Origin of the sequence: Flaviflagellibacter deserti, assembly GCF_042652085.1 — a bacterium.
Classification (GTDB): domain Bacteria; phylum Pseudomonadota; class Alphaproteobacteria; order Rhizobiales; family Methylopilaceae; genus Flaviflagellibacter; species Flaviflagellibacter deserti.
Genome location: NZ_JBHSJF010000005.1, coordinates 63,989 through 80,164, shown reverse-complemented (window position 1 = coordinate 80,164; position 16,176 = coordinate 63,989). Strand labels below are relative to the sequence as shown.

Below are 16,176 nucleotides of genomic sequence, written 5' to 3'. Positions count from 1 at the left end.
GCCCCGGCTTCACGCCGGGGTTTTTCTTTTCAGCGCTTCACCTCGTCAACTGATTCCCTGACGATCCTGAGATGCCGCCGCATCTCCTCGGCGGCGCCCGGACCGTCTCCGCGCTCGATTGCCTCGACGACGCGGCCGTGCTCGATCACCGAAAGCTTGAGGCGGTCGAAGCCGAGGAACTGCGCACGGCGGAACGGCGCCAGGCGCTGGCGAACGCCGAGGGTCAACTCGGCCAGATAGGAGTTCTGGCTGCCGCGATAGATGGCTTCATGGAAAGCGAAGTTCAGCTCCATATAGCCGTCGAGCTGACCGCTCTGGGCCATCGCTCCGCAATCCTCATGCAGCGAGCGGAGCGCGGCCTTCTCGGCGGCTGGCATGCTGAGCGCCGACCAATGGGAGCATAGCGCCTCGAGCTCGGCCATGACCGCGAACATCTCGTTCAGCCGGTCCTGGGTGAAATGAGCGACGACCGCGCCGCGCCGCGGCCTGGCTTCGGCGAAGCCGATCGCCTCGAGCTGGCGGATAGCTTCGCGAATGGGGGTTCGCGATACGCCGAACCGGCGCGCGAGGCCTACCTCGTCCAGCGCGACGCCGGGTGCGATTGCGCCTCGAGCGATCGCGTCGGCCAGTTCTTCCTTGATGAGCTCAGCCCGAGTCTTTGGGCGCTCGTCGGGAGGGACCGACTGAAAATCGAGCGGCAACACGGACCTGACATAGTTCATATCAGCATCTTATCATCTTCCACGTCGTTCGCCCTACACGACAAGTGAAAGTTGTCCCCATGCCGCCGTCGGGGGCAGTCGCGGGGGCTGCTGGCGGCATTGGCGCGGCGTGCCCATTTGGGCGTAAATGAACGCCATGACTTCTTCCGCCCCCGTCACGCTGACCGACAAGCAATTCGCCCAGATCGCCCGGGCGCTCGCCGAGCCGCGCCGCGTGCAGATCCTCCAGGCGATCGGAACCTGCAAGGGGTCGATGGCCTGTGGCGCGCTGAGGGACATGCAGGACATCAGCGCCGCGACGATGTCCCATCACATGAAGGAACTGGAGACCGCCGGGCTGGTCGAGATCGTCCGGGACGGCAAGTTCGCCAACCTCGTCCTGCAGCGCGATGTGCTGGAGGCCTATCTGGCGCGCCTGTCGGAGATCTGAGCCTGCCGCCTGGCTGCGGCAATCCGGCACGTCATTTCGATAATTGTAAAACTGTCTTACCGACCCGATGTCATTTCGACAATCATCGAATTGGCAAAAGCCAGGAGACGGAAATGAGCAAACTTGCAGGCAAGGTCGCGGTCGTGACCGGGGCATCGAAAGGCATCGGGGCAGGCATCGCCAAGGCATTGGCGGAGGCGGGGGCCTCGGTCGTCGTGAACTATGCAGGCAGCAAGGACGGCGCCGAGAAGACGGTCGTCGAGATCACCAAGGCCGGGGGCAAGGCGATTGCGGTGCAGGCCGACGTCGCGAAGTCCGCCGACGTGGAGCGCCTGTTCAAAGAGACGGTCGCCGCCTATGGCCCGGCCGATATCCTGGTGAACAATGCCGGCGTCTACGCATTCGGAGCGATCGAGGATTTCACCGAGGAGGAATTCCACCGCCAGTTCAACATCAATGTCCTGGGCCTCCTGCAGGCGACGCGCGCGGCGGTGAAGGGCTTCGGCGACAAGGGCGGCAGCGTCATCAATATCAGCTCGCTCGCGAGCCGAATTACACCGCCGAACAGTGCGATTTACAGCGGCACCAAGGGCGCGGTCGACGCGATCACCGCGACGCTGGCGAAGGAACTCGGGCCGAGGCAGATCCGGGTCAATTCGATCAACCCAGGCCCGGTCGAAACGGAAGGCTATGTGACGGTGGGCGTCGCAAACAGCGAAGTGGAGACGCAAATGGTGGCGCAGACGCCGCTCGGACGTGTGGGGCAACCGCAGGATATTGCGCGGGTCGCCGTCTTTCTCGCCTCCGAGGATGCCGGCTGGCTGACCGGAGAGTCGATTATTGCCGCAGGCGGCTTTCGCTGAAAAAACGGGTGGGAATGGCGCCATTCCCACCCGACGCGTTCAGGCCGTGGCCGGCCTGCGGGCGAACAGGCCGAAGCCGGAGATGATCAGGTAGCAGACGACCGGCACGATCAGCGCGGTGGCGATGGTCGAGGCGTCGGCGAGGCCGCCGGTGATGACCGGGATTATAGCGCCGCCGACGATCGCCATGCAGAGCAGGCCCGAGCCTTCCGGCGTCTTGCTGCCGAGACCGTCGACGCCGAGCGCGAAGATGGTCGGGAACATGATCGAGTTGCAGAGGCCGACCGCGATCAGCGCCCAGCCGGAGATCGTGCCTGTCGTTCCCATCGAGATCAGGACGAGCGTGGCCGAACCGGCGGCGAAGATCGCGAGCAGGAGGCCGGCCGGAACCTGGCGTAGGAGCCACGAGCCGATGAAGCGGCCGATCATGGCGCCGCCCCAATAGAAGGCGATGTGCTCGCCGGCGCTCTGCGGGGTCAGCGCCAGCGTGGTCGGCAGTTCGAGATAGCTGACGAGGACCGAGCCGATCGAGACCTCGGCGCCCACGTAGCAGAACATGGCGACGACGGCGAAGAGCATGCGGGGACGCTGGAGCAGCGAGATCGAGTCCCGGAAGCCGACTTCCTCCGGCCGCTCGTTCGGCACCGCATGCCGCTGGAACCAGAAGATCGCGGCGATGATCGCGAGCACGATGGCGATACCGATATAGATGTTGGCGATGATCGCGCCTTCCTCGGCCCGGAAGGCGGGAAGCTGTTCCGGCGGGATGGTCGCCGGGTCGACGGAGGCGACAGTGCCGAGCAGGAGCTGGGCGCCGATATAGGGCCAGATCGTCGTGCCGAGCGAATTGAACGCCTGGGCGAAGGTGAGGCGGCTGGAGGCCGAGGCCGGATCGCCAAGGCCCGCGATCAGCGGATTGGCCGCGACCTGCAGGATGGTGATGCCGCCGGCCACGACGAACAACGCGACGAGGATCGGCCAGTAGACGCCGGACTGGGCTGAGGGCCAGAACAGCAGCGCGCCGCACGTCATGATGAGCAGGCCGACGACGAGGCCCTTCAGATAGCCGATGCGGGCGACGAGCGTGCCGGCCGGGATCGAGAAGAACAGATAGGCCATGAAGAAGGCGAACTGCGTCAGCATCACCTCGGCATAGGAGAGCTGGAACAGGCCCTTGAGCTTCGGGATGAGGATGTCGTTGAGGCTGGTCGTGCCGCCCCAGATGAAGAAGAGACCAATGATCAGCCAGACGAGGGCGGGCGCGGCTTTCGTTGTGCTGCGGGTGGAAACGCTGGGGCTTTCCTGCATCGGGACCTCTCGTCGTTGCCTCGGGCGCAAATGGTCGCGCCGCCTCGGCCGGCCATATCATTCCCACTTTGTGTAACGACGATAACCCACCCGCGCCTTATTCGTTCGGCGATTCCGGCGTTTCGCACCGCGACCTTTCCCAGGACCCATGCATGCTGAGAACCTTTGCGACTGCCTTGTCCTTGCTTCTGATTTCGACCGCCGCCCAGGCGCAGGACCGGCCGGTCTACGGACCGGAACTTCAGGGCTTCGACTATCCCTTTCCGGTCCAGACCTTTGGGGTCACCTCGCAGCGGCAGAGCCTGCAAATGGCCTTCATGGACGTCGCGCCGACCGGTACGGCCAACGGGCAGACCGTGGTGCTGCTGCACGGCAAGAATTTCTGCGGCGCGACCTGGGGCGCGACGATCAAGGTGCTGTCGGAGGCCGGCTACCGGGTGATCGCGCCGGACCAGGTGGGCTTCTGCAAGTCGTCGAAGCCCGCGGCCTATCAGTTCAGCTTCCAGCAGCTCGCCAGGAACACAAAGGACCTGCTCGCCTCGCGGGGGATCGAGAAGGCGATCGTGATCGGCCATTCCATGGGCGGCATGCTGGCGGCGCGCTTCGCCATTGAGTATCCGCAGGCGGTCGAGCGGCTGATGCTGGTGAACCCGCTCGGGCTGGAGGACTGGCAGGCCGAGGGCGTGCCCTATGCGGCCGTCGATGCGGGCTACCAGAACGAGCTGAAGACCTCGTTCGAGACCATCAAGAACTACCAGCTCAAATTCTATTACGACGGGGTCTGGAAGCCGGAATATGACCGCTGGGTCGAGATGCTGGCTGCCATGTATGCGGGACCCGGCAAGGAAGCCGTTGCCTGGAACCAGGCGCTGACCTCCGACATGGTCTTCACCCAGCCGGTCGTCCACGAATTCAAGCGCATCAAGGCGCCGACGACCCTATTCATCGGCCAGACCGACAAGACCGCGCCGGGCGCCAACCGCGCATCGCCGGAGGTCGCCGCGCGGCTCGGCGACTATCCGGAACTCGGGCGGCGGACGGCCAAGGCGATCCCGAACGCGAAGCTGGTCGAGTTTCCCGGCCTTGGCCATTCACCGCAGGTCGAGGCGCCGGAGGTGTTCCACAAGGCGCTGCTGGAGGCGCTGTCGCAGGGCTGACGACAACAAGCGCGGGCGATTGACAGAAATCGCCGCGCGCGGTTCCTACCGCCCATGCTGAGTGATCTTCCGCCGATCCCGGACGGCTATTCGCCGGTTCCTCCGGGCAAGCTCGCCACAATCGTCACCTGCCTTGAAATGCTGGAGAAGCCGCCGCGCAAGGCGGTGCGCCCGGTCGAGCGGCCGATGCTGGTCGAACGCTGGGAGAAGCCCCCGCTCGACGAATACCGGGCGCTGTTCCGCGCCATCGGCGAGGACTGGCTGTGGTTCTCCCGGCTGGTCATGCCGGAGGAGGAATTGCGCGGGAAGCTCGACCATCCGCTGGTCGAGAACTATTTGCTGCGCGACGGCAAGCGCGCGATCGGGCTGGCGGAACTCGATTTCCGCGTCGGGGGCGAATGCGAGCTCGGCCTGTTCGGCCTGACGCCCGATGCGACCGGCCAGGGCGGCGGGCGGTTCCTGATGAGCCGCATGATCGCCCGGGCCTGGTCGCGGCCGATCACGCGGTTCTGGCTGCACACCTGCACCTTCGACAGCCCGCAGGCGCTCGGCTTTTATAAGCGCTCGGGCTTTCGGCCCTATGCGCTGATGGTCGAGATCGCCGAGGACCCGAGGCTGTCGGGCCATTTGCCGAGGACTGCGGCGGCGCATATCCCGCTGGCGGTGGAGGCGGCCCGGGTGGTCCCAACCAATTTGGTCGGATGATCAACCAGATCGCCATTTCCGGGTTTCGCTCGCTGCGTGACATCACGATCGAGCTCGAACGCCTGACGGTCGTCACCGGAGCCAATGGCAGCGGCAAATCGAGCCTTTACCGCTCGCTCAGGCTGCTTGCCGATGTCGCGCAGGGACGGGTGATCCGCTCGCTCGCCGAGGATGGCGGACTGCAGTCCACATTGTGGGCCGGTCCGGAAAGTTTCGGGCGCGAAGTGAAGGCCGGACGGCATGCGGTCGAGGGGACGCGTCGGAAAGGGCCGATCAGCCTCAAGCTCGGCTTCGCCGGAGACGATTTCGGCTATGCGATCGATCTGGGACTGCCGCTGCCCTCGTCCTCGATGTTCTCGCTCGACCCCGAGATCAAGAGCGAGACCGTCTGGATGGGATCGGCGCCGACACGGTCGAGCATCATGGCGGAGCGGCGTGGACCGTCGGTGCGGATACGCGGCGAGACCGGAGCCTGGCGGCAGGCGTTCCAGACGCTCGCGCCGGTCGACAGCATGATGACGCATTGCGCGGAACCGACCGAGGCTCCGGAACTATTCGTGCTGCGCGAGCGGATGCGGGAATGGCGGTTCTACGAGCATTTCCGGACCGATCGCGAGGCTGCCGCCCGAAGGCCGCAGATCGGGACCCATACGCCGGTACTGGCGAGCGACGGCGCCGATCTCGCCGCCGCGGTCCAGACGATCCTGGAAATCGGTGGGGCCGACGATCTGCGCGAAGCGGTGTCGGATGCCTTCCCCGGAGCGGAGATCGAGATCGACGAGGCAGGCGGCTATTTCGAATTGCGGATGCGCCAGCATGGCCTGCTCAGGTCATTGAAGGCAGCGGAGCTATCCGACGGGACGCTCCGCTATCTGCTTCTCATCGCGGCGCTGCTGTCGCCTCGTCCGCCGGAGCTGATGATCCTGAACGAACCGGAATCGAGCCTTCACCCCGATCTCCTGCCATCCCTTGCGCGCCTGATGGCAAAGGCGTCGGCGCGTTCGCAGATCATCCTCGTTTCGCACGCGCCGGAGCTCATCACGGCGCTGGAGGAGAATGCGAGCATCAAGCGCATTCGCCTCGCCAAGGATTTCGGCGAGACACTGGCGGAAGAAGAGGACCCGGCGCGCTGGACCTGGCCGCCGCGCTAGGTCGCCGATCTCGGCGCTACTTCGCCGCCAGCGCCTGCTCCACCCATTTCGCCACCCGCAGAGTGTGGCCGTCTTCGAGGTACGGGCCGACGACCTGTACTCCGAGCGGCAGGCCCTTCTTCGAACGGCCCGAGGGGACGTTGAGGGCGGGGACGCCGAGATAGGAGGCGGGGCCGCAGAAGCTGGCGTCTCCGGTCTCGTCGAGGCCTTCGGGCGCTTCTCCGGTGGCGGAGAGGGTCAGCGCGGCGTCGAAGCCGTCGAGGCGGTCAGTGAACTCGAACTGCAACTCGGCCTGCAGCGCGCGGTCGTTCAGGTAGTCGATCGCCTTCACCTCGCGGCCGGCGGCGGCGAGATCCTTGATACGCTGGCTGACCTTGTCGGGCTTCGAGGCGATGAGGTCCTGATGCACGACGGCGGCCTCTGTCGAGAGGATGCGCTGGATGGCGTCGGCGTCCCAGAAGCGGGCGGGAAGTTCGAGTACTTCGAGCGTGGCGCCCGCCGATTTGAGGAGCTGGACGACGCGCTCGAATTCGGCCTGCTGCTCCGCGTCGGCTCGGTTCCAGAACGGAGGCTTGAGGATGGCAAGGCGAGGCTTGTCGACGGGCTCGACGCCGGTGCGCGGATCGACGTCCGGGAAGTCGACCACGTCGTCGGCGAGGAGGCCGAAGGCATAGGCCATGTCGTCGACATTGCGGGTGAAGAAGCCGACATGGTCGAGCGAGCCGGAGAGCGGATGGACGCCTTCGCGCGGGACGATGCCGTGGCTCGGCTTGAAGCCGACCACGCCGCAATAGGCGGCGGGGCGGACGACCGAGCCGACGGTCTGCGTGCCGAGCGCCAGCGGCACGATGCCAGCCGCGACCGACGCGGCGGAGCCGCTCGACGAGCCGCCGGGGGTGTGCGCCCTGTTCCACGGATTGACGGTCGGGCCGGGATGGCGCCAGGCGAATTCGGTGGTGACGGTCTTGCCGAAGATCGTGCCGCCGAGCGCCTTGATGCGGGCGATGATGTCGGCGTCCTCGGACGGCACATTGGTCTGGTAGGCGGCCGAGCCGTTGGTTGTGAGGAGGCCGGCGGTGTCGATGATGTCCTTGACGCCAACCGGGATGCCGCCGAGCGGGCCGTCGTCCGACACTTCAAGCCTGTCGTTCGCGACGCGCGTCACGAAGGATTTGAGCCAGGGCTCGACCTCGTCGGCTTTCGCGGTGCAGGCGAGAACGTACTCGCGGGGTGTCAGGCGGCCCTCGCTGAACGCGAGGCGGGCTTCAAGCAGACTCGGGGGATTGGACATGATCGGCCGATTTTGGAGTGGAAGGAGATGCCGGCCGCTGGGTGGCGGCCGGCCAGGCAGTCGTCAATTGGCGAGCGTCAGCGCCTTCTTCGAATAATCCTGGATGACGAACTTCGAAAAATCAGGCTGCGCGGGAAGATTGCCCAGCACGATCTGCGTGTCCATCGCGACCTTGAAAGCGTCGGGCGTGGTCTCGGCGCTCTTCGGATAGACGTTTTCCTTGATCATCCGGCGGACGGCCGCCTCGACGACCTTGGGATCGAGAGACGGGAATTCCTTCTGCGCGATGGCGACGGTCTCATCCGGATTGGACTGGATGAAGCGGAAGGCGAGCTCCATCGCGTTGACCACTTTCTGCGCGGAATCGGGATCGACGTCCTTTTTAACCGTGACCGACGAGAAGGCGTAAGGGCCGTAAACCTGCGGGAAGCCGAGCACGACCTTCATGCCCCGCGCCGCGACCTGGTCGAGTCCCGGTTCATAGAGGACGGCGACCTTGGCCTGGCCGCCCATGAACGGGCCCGGCTCCGAGCCGATCTGCACCTGCAGCATGTCGACGTCCTTGTTCGGGTCCATGCCGTTCTCCTTGAGAAGCTTCATGAACAGAGATGTCGAGGTGGTCGGCATCAGGCCGGTCACGACCTTCTGGCCCTTGATGTCCTTGATGGTCTCGAACTTGAAATCCGGGGTCGTCGCGATCCAGACGGCGGCGCCGTTCGCGACATTGCTGATGATGCCGACATTGGCCCCCTTGGAGGCAGCGATCGCCGTCCATTCCGGACCGTGGATCGAGAACTGTGCGCTGCCCGAGAGAACCGCCGAAAGGGCGGCAGTCGGCGAGCCCGCGGTTTCCTTGTCGACGTCCAGCCCTTGCTGTTTGAAGAAGTCCTTGTTGATGGCGACGTAGAGCGGCAGATACAGCATGGACTGGAAGGCCTGCGAGATGACGACCTTCTTGTCCTGTGCCGATGCGGTCAAAGGCGCCGCGATCAATGACGCCGCAGTGAGCACGGCGCAGAAGCTTTTCCCAATGAAACTCATGACACACCCCCTTATGCTGGTGAGAACGGTTCGGCTGGAAGGAACGGGTTAGAGCTGGACGTGCGCGCGCTCGACGTCCTGCTTCCAGGGCAGGAGGCGGCGTTCCAGGAAATCGATGCCGTGGTAGAGAAAGAAGCCGACGAGCATCAGGGTGAAGAGGCCGACCCAGACCGTGTTGAGGTCGTAGAGGCTCGACGCCGTGTAGACGATGTTGCCGAGGCCGCGCTTGGACGAGATGAACTCGCCGACCACCGCGCCGACCAGGCCGAAGCCGATATTGATGCGGAAGGTCGCGATCATCGCCGGCAGCGACGAGGGGATGATCACGCGATAGAAGACCTGGTGCTTGGTGCCGCCCATCGAGCGCATCAATGATTGCAGGTCCTTGTCGGCGTCCTTGGCGGCCTGATAGGCGGCGATCAGCGCGACGAGCGCCGTCATCGACACGACCAGCACGACCTTCGAGACGAGGCCGGTTCCGAACCACAGAAGCACGATCGGCGCGAGCGCGATCTTGGGAACGCTGTTGAGCGCGACGATGAACGGCTCGACCAGGCGGGCGGCGAAGGCCGAGTACCACATCGCAAGGCCGGCGGCGGAGCCGACCACGGTGCCGATGACGAAGCCGAGCAGGGCCTCGTAGAGCGTGTAACCGCTGTCGACGAAGATCGAGCCGTCGAGCGTGCGGGTGGCCAGCACGTTCCAGATTCCCGACGGCCGGCCGACGAGGAATTCCGAAATCCAGCCCATCCAGGCGGCGAATTCCCAGATCAGGAAGAAGGCCGAGACGCTGGCGAGCTGCAGCACGATGCGACCGCCGCCGGTGTCGAACGAAAATCGGGCACGTTTCGAACGGGTGCCGGCCTTCGGATCGGCGGCGGACTGGGCTTCCTGGGAGGACAGAGCGGTGACCTGGGTCATGCCTTCACCCGCTTCTTCGTGGTCTGGATGTCGAGCTCGCCGCAAAGCGTGTGGAAGTAATCGGAAAAGCGGTGATCGCTGCGGGCCTCGACCGGGCTCGAGCGTTCGATGTCGATCGTGTGGACGTTCTTGACCTTGGTCGGCCGGCCGCTGAGCGCGACCACGCGCTTCGACAGGGCGACGGCCTCGTCGATGTCATGGGTGACGAGGATGACCGTCTTGTTGAAGGTCTCGACCGCCTCCATCAGCACGCCTTCGAGATAGAGGCGGGTCTGGTAGTCGAGCGCGGAGAACGGCTCGTCGAGCAGCAGGATGTCCGGATCCATGATCAGGGTCCGGATCAGCGCCACGCGCTGGCGCATGCCGCCCGACAGCGTGCGCGGGTAGGATTGTTCGAAGCCCGAAAGACCGAAGGTCGAGAGATATTCGCGGGCGGTATCGAGGGCCTCGTGCTCCGGCACGCCACGGACGGTGAGGCCGAGGAGGACGTTCTGCAGCACCGTTCGCCACGGAAACAGCAGGTCCTTCTGCATCATGTAGCCGATACGGCCGCGCAGATTGTCCACCGGGACGCCGCGATAGACGAGTTCGCCGGTGTCGGCGTCGAGCAGCCCGGCGATGATGTTGAACACCGTCGTCTTGCCGCAACCGCTCGGGCCGATGATCGAGACGAAGTCGCGCTCGTAGATGTCGAAGGTCAGACCATCGAGGACGGGGACCTCGCCGCCCTTGGCCGCGAACGATTTCCGCACATTGCGGATACTCAACTGGATTTGCGGCTCAGACATTCGCGTCCCCCCGTTTTCAGGATAAAACGCAATGTCCGTGCCAGCTTTTGACCTGGCTCAATCCGTTGAAATTATACGCCTAAAATCAATGGCTTGTGACGTATGGCGGAGCTGCTGGCCTGTCGCTTTTGAGGCTCAACTGACACAAAATCAAAGTTTGTATATTATGCACAATGCATAGATTCTCGGCACGGATTGCCGTCGGAAGTGGGATTTCCTTCCCCCTATGACGCGCTTTATGATCTTGCCGCCGATCGGAATCGGCAGGGGGCAGTGGGGAGCGATGAAGGTTCGGGAAAGGCCCAGAACGGCGCGCCAGTACGTAGTCGGAACTCTCAGGCGGGAGATCCTGCAGGGGCGCCATCAGCCCGGCTCGCGGCTGAGACAGGAGGAGGTCGCGGCGAGGCTCGATGTGAGCACGACGCCGGTGCGGGAGGCGTTTCGTGATCTCCTCGCCGAGGGGCTTATCTCGCTCGATGCGCATCGGGGAGCCGTCGTGCGCGGGCTCACGCTCAGCGACGTGCAGGAAATCTACCAGATGCGCGTGCGCCTCGAACCGCTGCTGGCCGAACGGACCTTCGACAACGTGACCGACGAGCAGATCGCCAGGGCGGAAGCGCTTCATCGACGGATGTGCGCGAACACCTCGCCGGAGACCTGGGCAAGCCTGAACGAGGAATTCCACGCGACGCTGACCGGGGGCGAGACGCAGGACGGACGTCTTTCCGGGATCGTCTACACACTCGCGCACGCGGCTTCGCCCTATGTCGTGCTGTCGATGTTTGCGCGGCCGGAAATCATCGAGATGAACAACCGCGACCATGCAGAGCTTCTCGCGCTCTACCGGGTTCGCGACCGCGAGGGCGTTTCGCTGAAGACCGAACTGCACCTGGCCCAGACGCTGGACACGATCGAGCGCGAAGTCGAACGCAAGTCGTCCCAACAACTGGCGGACCTCAACCGGGACACTGAACCGGGATAGCCGACAGGGCTGCGACCCACCTCCGTAAAAAAGATGGCCGCAAAGCGGTTAGTAGCTCATCCGGCCGATACGCGGCGTGCGCGCTTGCGGCGCGGCGGCCGCGTCGTGCATCTGCAGGCAGGTCAACAGTTCGACATAGGACGGATCCCATCCGGAGCCCGACTCCTCGGTGCAGAACTGGCGGGAGGCGGCGCTGAAGGTGGGCCATTGCTTCTCGAGATCGACGCGGGACTTGTTCTCGTCGCCGACGCAGCCGGTGATGGAATAGTCCGCCGCGTCCTGCCTGGCTTCGTTGTGGCAGGTCTTCTGGATGTCGAGGCGGGGTATGTCGCTCGCGGCAAAAGCGGGGCTCGCCGCCATGAGCGCGAGAGCGAGGATCGAAAGCCGAACCATTTTCAAGTCTCCGGAACGTCGGTGTTCAGCCGTGCGGGCCATGCGCGGGCTTTGAAGACTGAGTTAGGTCGATCGGATTTTTCTTGGACCATCCGAAGGTATGGCCGGGGCAGGTGGAACTGCCCGCCTTTCGTCGATGGTCCGGAGGCGCGGACATTTGCCCGCGCCTCCGGCTGGATGGCTCAACCTTTGATGAAGGCGAGGATGTCGGCGTTGAGCACGTCGGGATGGGTCGTCAGCATGCCGTGCGGATAGCCCTCATAGGACTTCAGCGTGCCGTTCTTCAGCAGCTTGGCCGAGAGCGGGCCGGCATCGGCGTAGGGGACGATCTGGTCGTCGGTGCCGTGCAGGACGAGCGCCGGCACGTCGATGATCTTCAGGTCCTCGGTGAAGTCGGTCTCGGAGAAGGCCTTGATGCCGTCGTAGTGCGCCTTGGCGCCGCCGATCATGCCCTGCCGCCACCAGTTCTGGATCACGCCCGGGATCGCGGTGACGCCGTCGCGGTTGAAGCCGTAGAACGGGCCGGTCGGCAGATCGAGGTAGAACTGCGCGCGGTTGTCGGCGAGCGCCTTGCGGAGGCCGTCGAACACCTCGATCGGCAGGCCGCCCGGATTGGCTTCCGTCTTGAGCATGATCGGCGGCACCGCGGCGACGAGGACGATCTTGGCGACGCGGCCCTGCGGCTGGCCGTGGCGGGCGACGTAGCGCGCGACCTCGCCGCCGCCGGTCGAATGGCCGATATGGATCGTGTTCTTCAGGTCGAGATGCTCGACCACAACGGCCGCGTCGGCGGCGTAATGGTCCATGTCGTGGCCGTCCCACACCTGAGTCGAGCGGCCGTGGCCGCGACGGTCATGGGCGACGACGCGGTAGCCCTTCGACAGGAAGAACAGCATCTGATTGTCCCAGTCGTCGGCGCTGAGCGGCCAGCCGTGATGGAAGACGATGGGCTGCGCGTCCTTCGGACCCCAGTCCTTGTAGAAAATCTGGATGCCGTCCTTGGTCGTGATCGTGCTCATGACTGCTCCTCGGTGAAATTCGTGCGCAAGATCAGGTTCTTGCGGTCGCCGTGCCAGTATCCATGCGAGTGAGGCGCTTACACTTTCGTATGGTATCCGGATAGGTGGCGGCGTCGAGGGAGACGGCCGCCGGCTTTTTCGGTCAGGCGGCGCAAGCGCTTATCGGATCGGCGCGACGCGATCGTAACAAAGTGTCGCCACCGGCCGGACGGGTACAATGGATTACCGTTCAGGCGCTCGCCGGCGAATGATTGCGACGAACGCCGACTAGGGTCGCATCATCCGAAAAGGAGATCGCGATGGAAGCGAACCATGTATCCGTGATCGCCGTCGGCTTGCTGGCGCTCTGCGCCACGATCGCCACGGCGGGCGATTTGTACAAGGACCACGGCGTGCGGGCGAAGGCGGAAGCCAAGCCCATCCCCGCGTCCTACTTGCCGGTCTATTCCGACCGTCTGCCCATGGATGCGGCCAGACGGGAATTCAGCGAGCCGGGCGAACCGCACGGCGAATACTGAGCGCGCTCAGCCGAAGGTGAAGGCGTACGCCTGAACGCCGGGATCGAGGAACTCGATCCTGAACTCGCGGTCGGCGACCGGGCCGGACTGGCGGACGAGCTGGTAGAGCCGGTGGTCCGTGACCACGCCCAGGCCAGCGGCGTCGACGTCGCTGCCCCGGTCGTCACCCGGCGGCTTGCCGTCGAGCGTGACGCGGAAGCGGACCGGCATGCCGTCCGTCTTCGAGCCGAGGACGAGATGCAGATCGCGGGCGTGGAAGCGGTGGCCGATCACGCCGCCCGGCGCGTCGAGCTCCGCACTCTCGCCGCGCACGGTCCATTTCCCATCCAGACTCCACTCGTTCAGCAGGTGGGAGGCCGGGCGATAGGCCGCGCTCCTGTCGCGAACCAGACCTCCAGACGGGACGAAATTCGCCGCGTTCCGGTATCCGAGATAGGTCTCGCCGGAGCGCAGATTGACTGGGTCCGCCGGCGCCTGAGTGCCTGAGGCGGGCAGGGCAGTCGGCATGACGGGCGCAGTGCGATTGCCGGCTTCGGCCAGAAGCGCCTGGATGACGCGTTCGGAAACGTCGTAATTGCCTTCGCCGAACTGGTGGTGCCGGATTTGGCCTTCGGCATCGACGAAATAGAGCGCCGGCCAATAGCTGTTGTCGAAGGCGCGCCAGACGGAGAAGTCGTTGTCGATCGCGACCGGATAGCCGACGCCGAGATCCTTCGTCGCCTTCAGCACGTTCGGGACGCTCTTCTCGAAGGCGAATTCCGGCGTATGGACGCCGACGACAACCAGCCCCTGATCCCTGTACTTCTCCGCCCATGCGCGGACGTAAGGCAGCGTGCGCAGGCAGTTGATGCAGGAATAGGTCCAGAAATTCACGAGGACGACCTTGCCGCGCAGCGCCTCGGGAGCGAGCGGCGGCGAGTTCAGCCATTCCTTCGCGCCTGAGAGCGAGGGCAGGACGCCTTCGATGGGCAGGCTCGCCGCCATGGAGGCCCGGCGCGTCCCGGCTGCCGGCGACGTGCCCCGCAGGTCGAGCAGCTTCTGCTCGATGCGCGTCGTGCCATTGGCCGAAAGCGGCGCGAGCAGGCTGGCGTCGAGGCCCAGACCGACCACGACGACGGAGGCCAGGACCAGCGCACCCGCGACCCGGCGAAGTCCGTCGCCGAACCCGAGGCCGCGCTTCAGCACGGCGAACAGGCGGCCGCCGGCCACGAAGGCGAGCGACAGCGACGTCGCCGCGCCGCCGGCATAGGCCAGCAGAAGCAGGAAGCTCTGCGAGTTCGGACCGAGCAGCGCCGCGCCGGTCAGGATCAGCGCCAGCACCGGGCCGGCGCACGGCGCCCAAAGTAGGCCCGTGGCGACGCCGAGGAGCATGCTCGGCCAAACGTCCGAGCCCTCGCTTCTCCGGCGTTCCGCTGCGCCCGCGATCCGCGCGCCGAGCGAGACGAGCGGACGGGTCAGCCGTTCCGACAGGGTGGGGAACAGGAGGCCCGCGCCGAACAGGCCGAGCAGGATGACGGCAGCGATGCGGGCGTACTGGTTGGCCGCGACCGCCCATCCGCCCGCGATTGCGCCGAGGCTGGCGACGAATGCGAAGGTGAGCGCCATTCCGGCCAGCAGCGGCAGGAGGCCCTGGCGGAAGGGCCGGTCCGACCGTGCGAGGACGAAGGGCAGAACGGGCCAGATGCACGGACTGAGGATCGTCAGGATGCCGGCCAGATAGGACAACAGGAACAGGGTCATGGCTTTTCCTTCACCGAAGAACCGGTGCGGTTCGTTACGAATGGTCTGGTTTTGGGGCCTGTCAGAAGCCGTCGACGTCGACGACCGCCTGGGCGAAGGCCTGCGGCGCTTCCTGCGGCAGGTTGTGGCCGGTGCCGCCGTCGATCAGCCGATGCGCGTATTTGCCCGAGAACTTCTTCGCGTAGGCGGCCGGATCGGGATGCGGCGCGCCGTTGGCGTCGCCTTCCATCGTGATCGTCGGGACCGTGATGACCGGGAAGGCGGCGAGCTTCCTTTCGAGATCGTCGTATTTCGCCTCGCCCTCGGCCAGGCCGAGCCGCCAGCGGTAATTGTGGATCACGATGTCGACATGGTCCGGATTGTCGAAGGAGTGGGCGGAGCGGTCGTAGGTCGCGTCGTCGAAATTCCACTTCGGCGAGGCGATCTGCCAGATCAGCTTCGAGAAATCGTGCCGGTTGGCGGCGTAGCCCTCGCGTCCGCGCTCGGTGGCGAAATAGTACTGATACCACCACTGCAGTTCTGCCTTGGGCGGGAGCGGCTTCTTGCCGGCCTCCTGGCTGCCGATGAGATAGCCGCTGACCGAGACCAGTGCCTTGCAGCGCTCCGGCCAGAGCGCCGCGACGATGCAGGCCGTCCGCGCGCCCCAGTCGAAGCCGGCGATGACCGCCTTCTCGATCCTGAGCGCGTCCATCAGCGCAATGACGTCGACCGCGACGACCGATTGCTGGCCGTTGCGGGGTGTGTCGCCCGACAGGAAGCGGGTCGTTCCGTAGCCGCGCAGATAGGGCACGATCACGCGATAACCTTTCGATGCGAGCAGCGGCGCGACATCGACGAAGGCATGGATGTCGTAGGGCCAGCCATGCAGGAGGATGACCGGAGGACCGTCGGCCGGACCGGCTTCGGCATATCCGACGTTGAGGACGCCGGCATGGATCTGCTTGAGGGAGCCGAACGAGGTGTTCGTCCCGGGGTTGACGGCGGGCAGATCCGTAGGCTTTGCACCCTGTGCGCTGGCCAGACCGGCCATGCCGAACTGGGCTGCGGCGATGGTCGCGGCGGCGGTGCCGAAGAAGCGGCGGCGCTGGGGGTTGAACGCGTCTGACATCGTGGGTCCTTTCTCAATCGGGATGGCTGTCCTCAGGCG

17 protein-coding genes are annotated in these 16,176 nt (G+C 65.3%); 7 read left to right on the top strand and 10 right to left on the bottom strand.

What is annotated here, in order from left to right:
• Positions 1 to 29: 29 nt before the first annotated feature.
• Positions 30 to 722 (bottom strand): GntR family transcriptional regulator, encoded by a 693-nt coding sequence (locus ACFPFW_RS05165; protein WP_114958445.1) that lies wholly within the window; start codon positions 720 to 722, stop codon positions 30 to 32.
• Between the two features lie 136 nt (positions 723 to 858).
• Here ACFPFW_RS05165 and ACFPFW_RS05160 point away from each other — a divergent pair, with 136 nt between their 5' ends.
• Both ACFPFW_RS05160 and ACFPFW_RS05155 read left to right on the top strand, forming a co-directional pair.
• Positions 859 to 1,152 carry an ArsR/SmtB family transcription factor gene (locus tag ACFPFW_RS05160; protein WP_379769720.1) on the top strand — a complete coding sequence of 98 codons (294 nt, stop codon included), beginning with the start codon at positions 859 to 861 and terminating at the stop codon, positions 1,150 to 1,152.
• A gap of 113 nt (positions 1,153 to 1,265) precedes the next feature.
• Entirely contained in the window at positions 1,266 to 2,015 is a 750-nt protein-coding gene (locus tag ACFPFW_RS05155) for an SDR family NAD(P)-dependent oxidoreductase (protein WP_114958447.1), read from the top strand.
• Positions 2,016 to 2,054: 39 nt separating this feature from the next.
• Here the strand turns inward: ACFPFW_RS05155 and ACFPFW_RS05150 are convergent, their stop codons facing one another.
• Positions 2,055 to 3,323, bottom strand: coding sequence for a sugar MFS transporter (locus ACFPFW_RS05150; protein WP_114958448.1), 1,269 nt, complete (start codon positions 3,321 to 3,323; stop codon positions 2,055 to 2,057).
• 152 nt (positions 3,324 to 3,475) lie between these two features.
• Between ACFPFW_RS05150 and ACFPFW_RS05145 the strand changes: the two genes are divergently transcribed.
• Genes ACFPFW_RS05145 through ACFPFW_RS05135 form a run of 3 tightly spaced genes read left to right on the top strand, consistent with a single transcriptional unit; the run spans position 3,476 to position 6,336 of the window.
• A complete protein-coding gene (locus ACFPFW_RS05145; RefSeq protein WP_114958449.1) occupies positions 3,476 to 4,480 on the top strand; it encodes an alpha/beta fold hydrolase in 1,005 nt (334 codons plus the stop codon).
• A gap of 54 nt (positions 4,481 to 4,534) precedes the next feature.
• Positions 4,535 to 5,185: a GNAT family N-acetyltransferase gene (locus ACFPFW_RS05140; protein WP_114958450.1), complete on the top strand. Its 651-nt coding sequence runs from the start codon at positions 4,535 to 4,537 to the stop codon at positions 5,183 to 5,185.
• A complete protein-coding gene (locus tag ACFPFW_RS05135) occupies positions 5,182 to 6,336 on the top strand; it encodes an AAA family ATPase (RefSeq protein ID WP_114958451.1) in 1,155 nt (384 codons plus the stop codon). The genes ACFPFW_RS05140 and ACFPFW_RS05135 overlap by 4 nt, the downstream gene beginning before the upstream one ends.
• Before the next feature lie 16 nt (positions 6,337 to 6,352).
• Here ACFPFW_RS05135 and ACFPFW_RS05130 read toward each other — a convergent pair whose 3' ends face one another.
• The 4 genes from ACFPFW_RS05130 to ACFPFW_RS05115 form a co-directional block, all read right to left on the bottom strand.
• Complete coding sequence (locus tag ACFPFW_RS05130) at positions 6,353 to 7,627, bottom strand: amidase (RefSeq protein WP_114958452.1); 1,275 nt, start codon at positions 7,625 to 7,627, stop codon at positions 6,353 to 6,355.
• 63 nt (positions 7,628 to 7,690) lie between these two features.
• A complete protein-coding gene (locus ACFPFW_RS05125) occupies positions 7,691 to 8,668 on the bottom strand; it encodes an ABC transporter substrate-binding protein (protein ID WP_114958453.1) in 978 nt (325 codons plus the stop codon).
• 48 nt (positions 8,669 to 8,716) lie between these two features.
• Positions 8,717 to 9,589 carry an ABC transporter permease gene (locus ACFPFW_RS05120; RefSeq protein WP_114958454.1) on the bottom strand — a complete coding sequence of 291 codons (873 nt, stop codon included), beginning with the start codon at positions 9,587 to 9,589 and terminating at the stop codon, positions 8,717 to 8,719.
• The gene (locus ACFPFW_RS05115) at positions 9,586 to 10,377 is read right to left on the bottom strand and encodes an ABC transporter ATP-binding protein (RefSeq protein ID WP_114958455.1); all 792 of its coding nucleotides are present in this window, start codon (positions 10,375 to 10,377) and stop codon (positions 9,586 to 9,588) included. Before ACFPFW_RS05115 ends, ACFPFW_RS05120 begins: the two co-directional genes overlap by 4 nt.
• Positions 10,378 to 10,603: 226 nt before the next feature.
• On the opposite strand from ACFPFW_RS05115, the gene ACFPFW_RS05110 reads away from it, so the two are divergent.
• On the top strand, positions 10,604 to 11,359 hold the full coding sequence (locus tag ACFPFW_RS05110; RefSeq protein ID WP_379769711.1) for a GntR family transcriptional regulator: 756 nt from the start codon (positions 10,604 to 10,606) through the stop codon (positions 11,357 to 11,359).
• A gap of 48 nt (positions 11,360 to 11,407) precedes the next feature.
• Here ACFPFW_RS05110 and ACFPFW_RS05105 read toward each other — a convergent pair whose 3' ends face one another.
• Both ACFPFW_RS05105 and ACFPFW_RS05100 read right to left on the bottom strand, forming a co-directional pair.
• On the bottom strand, positions 11,408 to 11,752 hold the full coding sequence (locus ACFPFW_RS05105; RefSeq protein ID WP_114958456.1) for a hypothetical protein: 345 nt from the start codon (positions 11,750 to 11,752) through the stop codon (positions 11,408 to 11,410).
• Positions 11,753 to 11,934: 182 nt separating this feature from the next.
• Positions 11,935 to 12,771: an alpha/beta fold hydrolase gene (locus tag ACFPFW_RS05100; protein WP_114958457.1), complete on the bottom strand. Its 837-nt coding sequence runs from the start codon at positions 12,769 to 12,771 to the stop codon at positions 11,935 to 11,937.
• Between the two features lie 299 nt (positions 12,772 to 13,070).
• On the opposite strand from ACFPFW_RS05100, the gene ACFPFW_RS05095 reads away from it, so the two are divergent.
• On the top strand, positions 13,071 to 13,289 hold the full coding sequence (locus ACFPFW_RS05095) for a hypothetical protein (protein WP_114958458.1): 219 nt from the start codon (positions 13,071 to 13,073) through the stop codon (positions 13,287 to 13,289).
• A gap of 6 nt (positions 13,290 to 13,295) precedes the next feature.
• On the opposite strand, the gene ACFPFW_RS05090 is transcribed toward ACFPFW_RS05095, so the two are convergent.
• Positions 13,296 to 15,029 carry a cytochrome c biogenesis protein DipZ gene (locus tag ACFPFW_RS05090; protein WP_114958459.1) on the bottom strand — a complete coding sequence of 578 codons (1,734 nt, stop codon included), beginning with the start codon at positions 15,027 to 15,029 and terminating at the stop codon, positions 13,296 to 13,298.
• Positions 15,030 to 15,090: 61 nt separating this feature from the next.
• Positions 15,091 to 16,137: an alpha/beta fold hydrolase gene (locus tag ACFPFW_RS05085; RefSeq protein ID WP_114958460.1), complete on the bottom strand. Its 1,047-nt coding sequence runs from the start codon at positions 16,135 to 16,137 to the stop codon at positions 15,091 to 15,093.
• Positions 16,138 to 16,176: the final 39 nt, after the last annotated feature.

What these genes read in the sequence shown, in the direction of transcription:
- ACFPFW_RS05095 (WP_114958458.1), top strand. Translation starts at nt 13,071, where the DNA reads ATGGAAGCGAACCATGTATCCGTGATCGCCGTCGGCTTGCTGGCGCTC.
- ACFPFW_RS05130 (WP_114958452.1), bottom strand. Translation starts at nt 7,627, where the DNA reads ATGTCCAATCCCCCGAGTCTGCTTGAAGCCCGCCTCGCGTTCAGCGAG.
- ACFPFW_RS05105 (WP_114958456.1), bottom strand. Translation starts at nt 11,752, where the DNA reads ATGGTTCGGCTTTCGATCCTCGCTCTCGCGCTCATGGCGGCGAGCCCC.
- ACFPFW_RS05135 (WP_114958451.1), top strand. Translation starts at nt 5,182, where the DNA reads ATGATCAACCAGATCGCCATTTCCGGGTTTCGCTCGCTGCGTGACATC.
- ACFPFW_RS05140 (WP_114958450.1), top strand. Translation starts at nt 4,535, where the DNA reads ATGCTGAGTGATCTTCCGCCGATCCCGGACGGCTATTCGCCGGTTCCT.
- ACFPFW_RS05090 (WP_114958459.1), bottom strand. Translation starts at nt 15,029, where the DNA reads ATGACCCTGTTCCTGTTGTCCTATCTGGCCGGCATCCTGACGATCCTC.
- ACFPFW_RS05120 (WP_114958454.1), bottom strand. Translation starts at nt 9,589, where the DNA reads ATGACCCAGGTCACCGCTCTGTCCTCCCAGGAAGCCCAGTCCGCCGCC.
- ACFPFW_RS05125 (WP_114958453.1), bottom strand. Translation starts at nt 8,668, where the DNA reads ATGAGTTTCATTGGGAAAAGCTTCTGCGCCGTGCTCACTGCGGCGTCA.
- ACFPFW_RS05115 (WP_114958455.1), bottom strand. Translation starts at nt 10,377, where the DNA reads ATGTCTGAGCCGCAAATCCAGTTGAGTATCCGCAATGTGCGGAAATCG.
- ACFPFW_RS05160 (WP_379769720.1), top strand. Translation starts at nt 859, where the DNA reads ATGACTTCTTCCGCCCCCGTCACGCTGACCGACAAGCAATTCGCCCAG.
- ACFPFW_RS05165 (WP_114958445.1), bottom strand. Translation starts at nt 722, where the DNA reads ATGAACTATGTCAGGTCCGTGTTGCCGCTCGATTTTCAGTCGGTCCCT.
- ACFPFW_RS05100 (WP_114958457.1), bottom strand. Translation starts at nt 12,771, where the DNA reads ATGAGCACGATCACGACCAAGGACGGCATCCAGATTTTCTACAAGGAC.
- ACFPFW_RS05085 (WP_114958460.1), bottom strand. Translation starts at nt 16,137, where the DNA reads ATGTCAGACGCGTTCAACCCCCAGCGCCGCCGCTTCTTCGGCACCGCC.
- ACFPFW_RS05145 (WP_114958449.1), top strand. Translation starts at nt 3,476, where the DNA reads ATGCTGAGAACCTTTGCGACTGCCTTGTCCTTGCTTCTGATTTCGACC.
- ACFPFW_RS05110 (WP_379769711.1), top strand. Translation starts at nt 10,604, where the DNA reads ATGACGCGCTTTATGATCTTGCCGCCGATCGGAATCGGCAGGGGGCAG.
- ACFPFW_RS05150 (WP_114958448.1), bottom strand. Translation starts at nt 3,323, where the DNA reads ATGCAGGAAAGCCCCAGCGTTTCCACCCGCAGCACAACGAAAGCCGCG.
- ACFPFW_RS05155 (WP_114958447.1), top strand. Translation starts at nt 1,266, where the DNA reads ATGAGCAAACTTGCAGGCAAGGTCGCGGTCGTGACCGGGGCATCGAAA.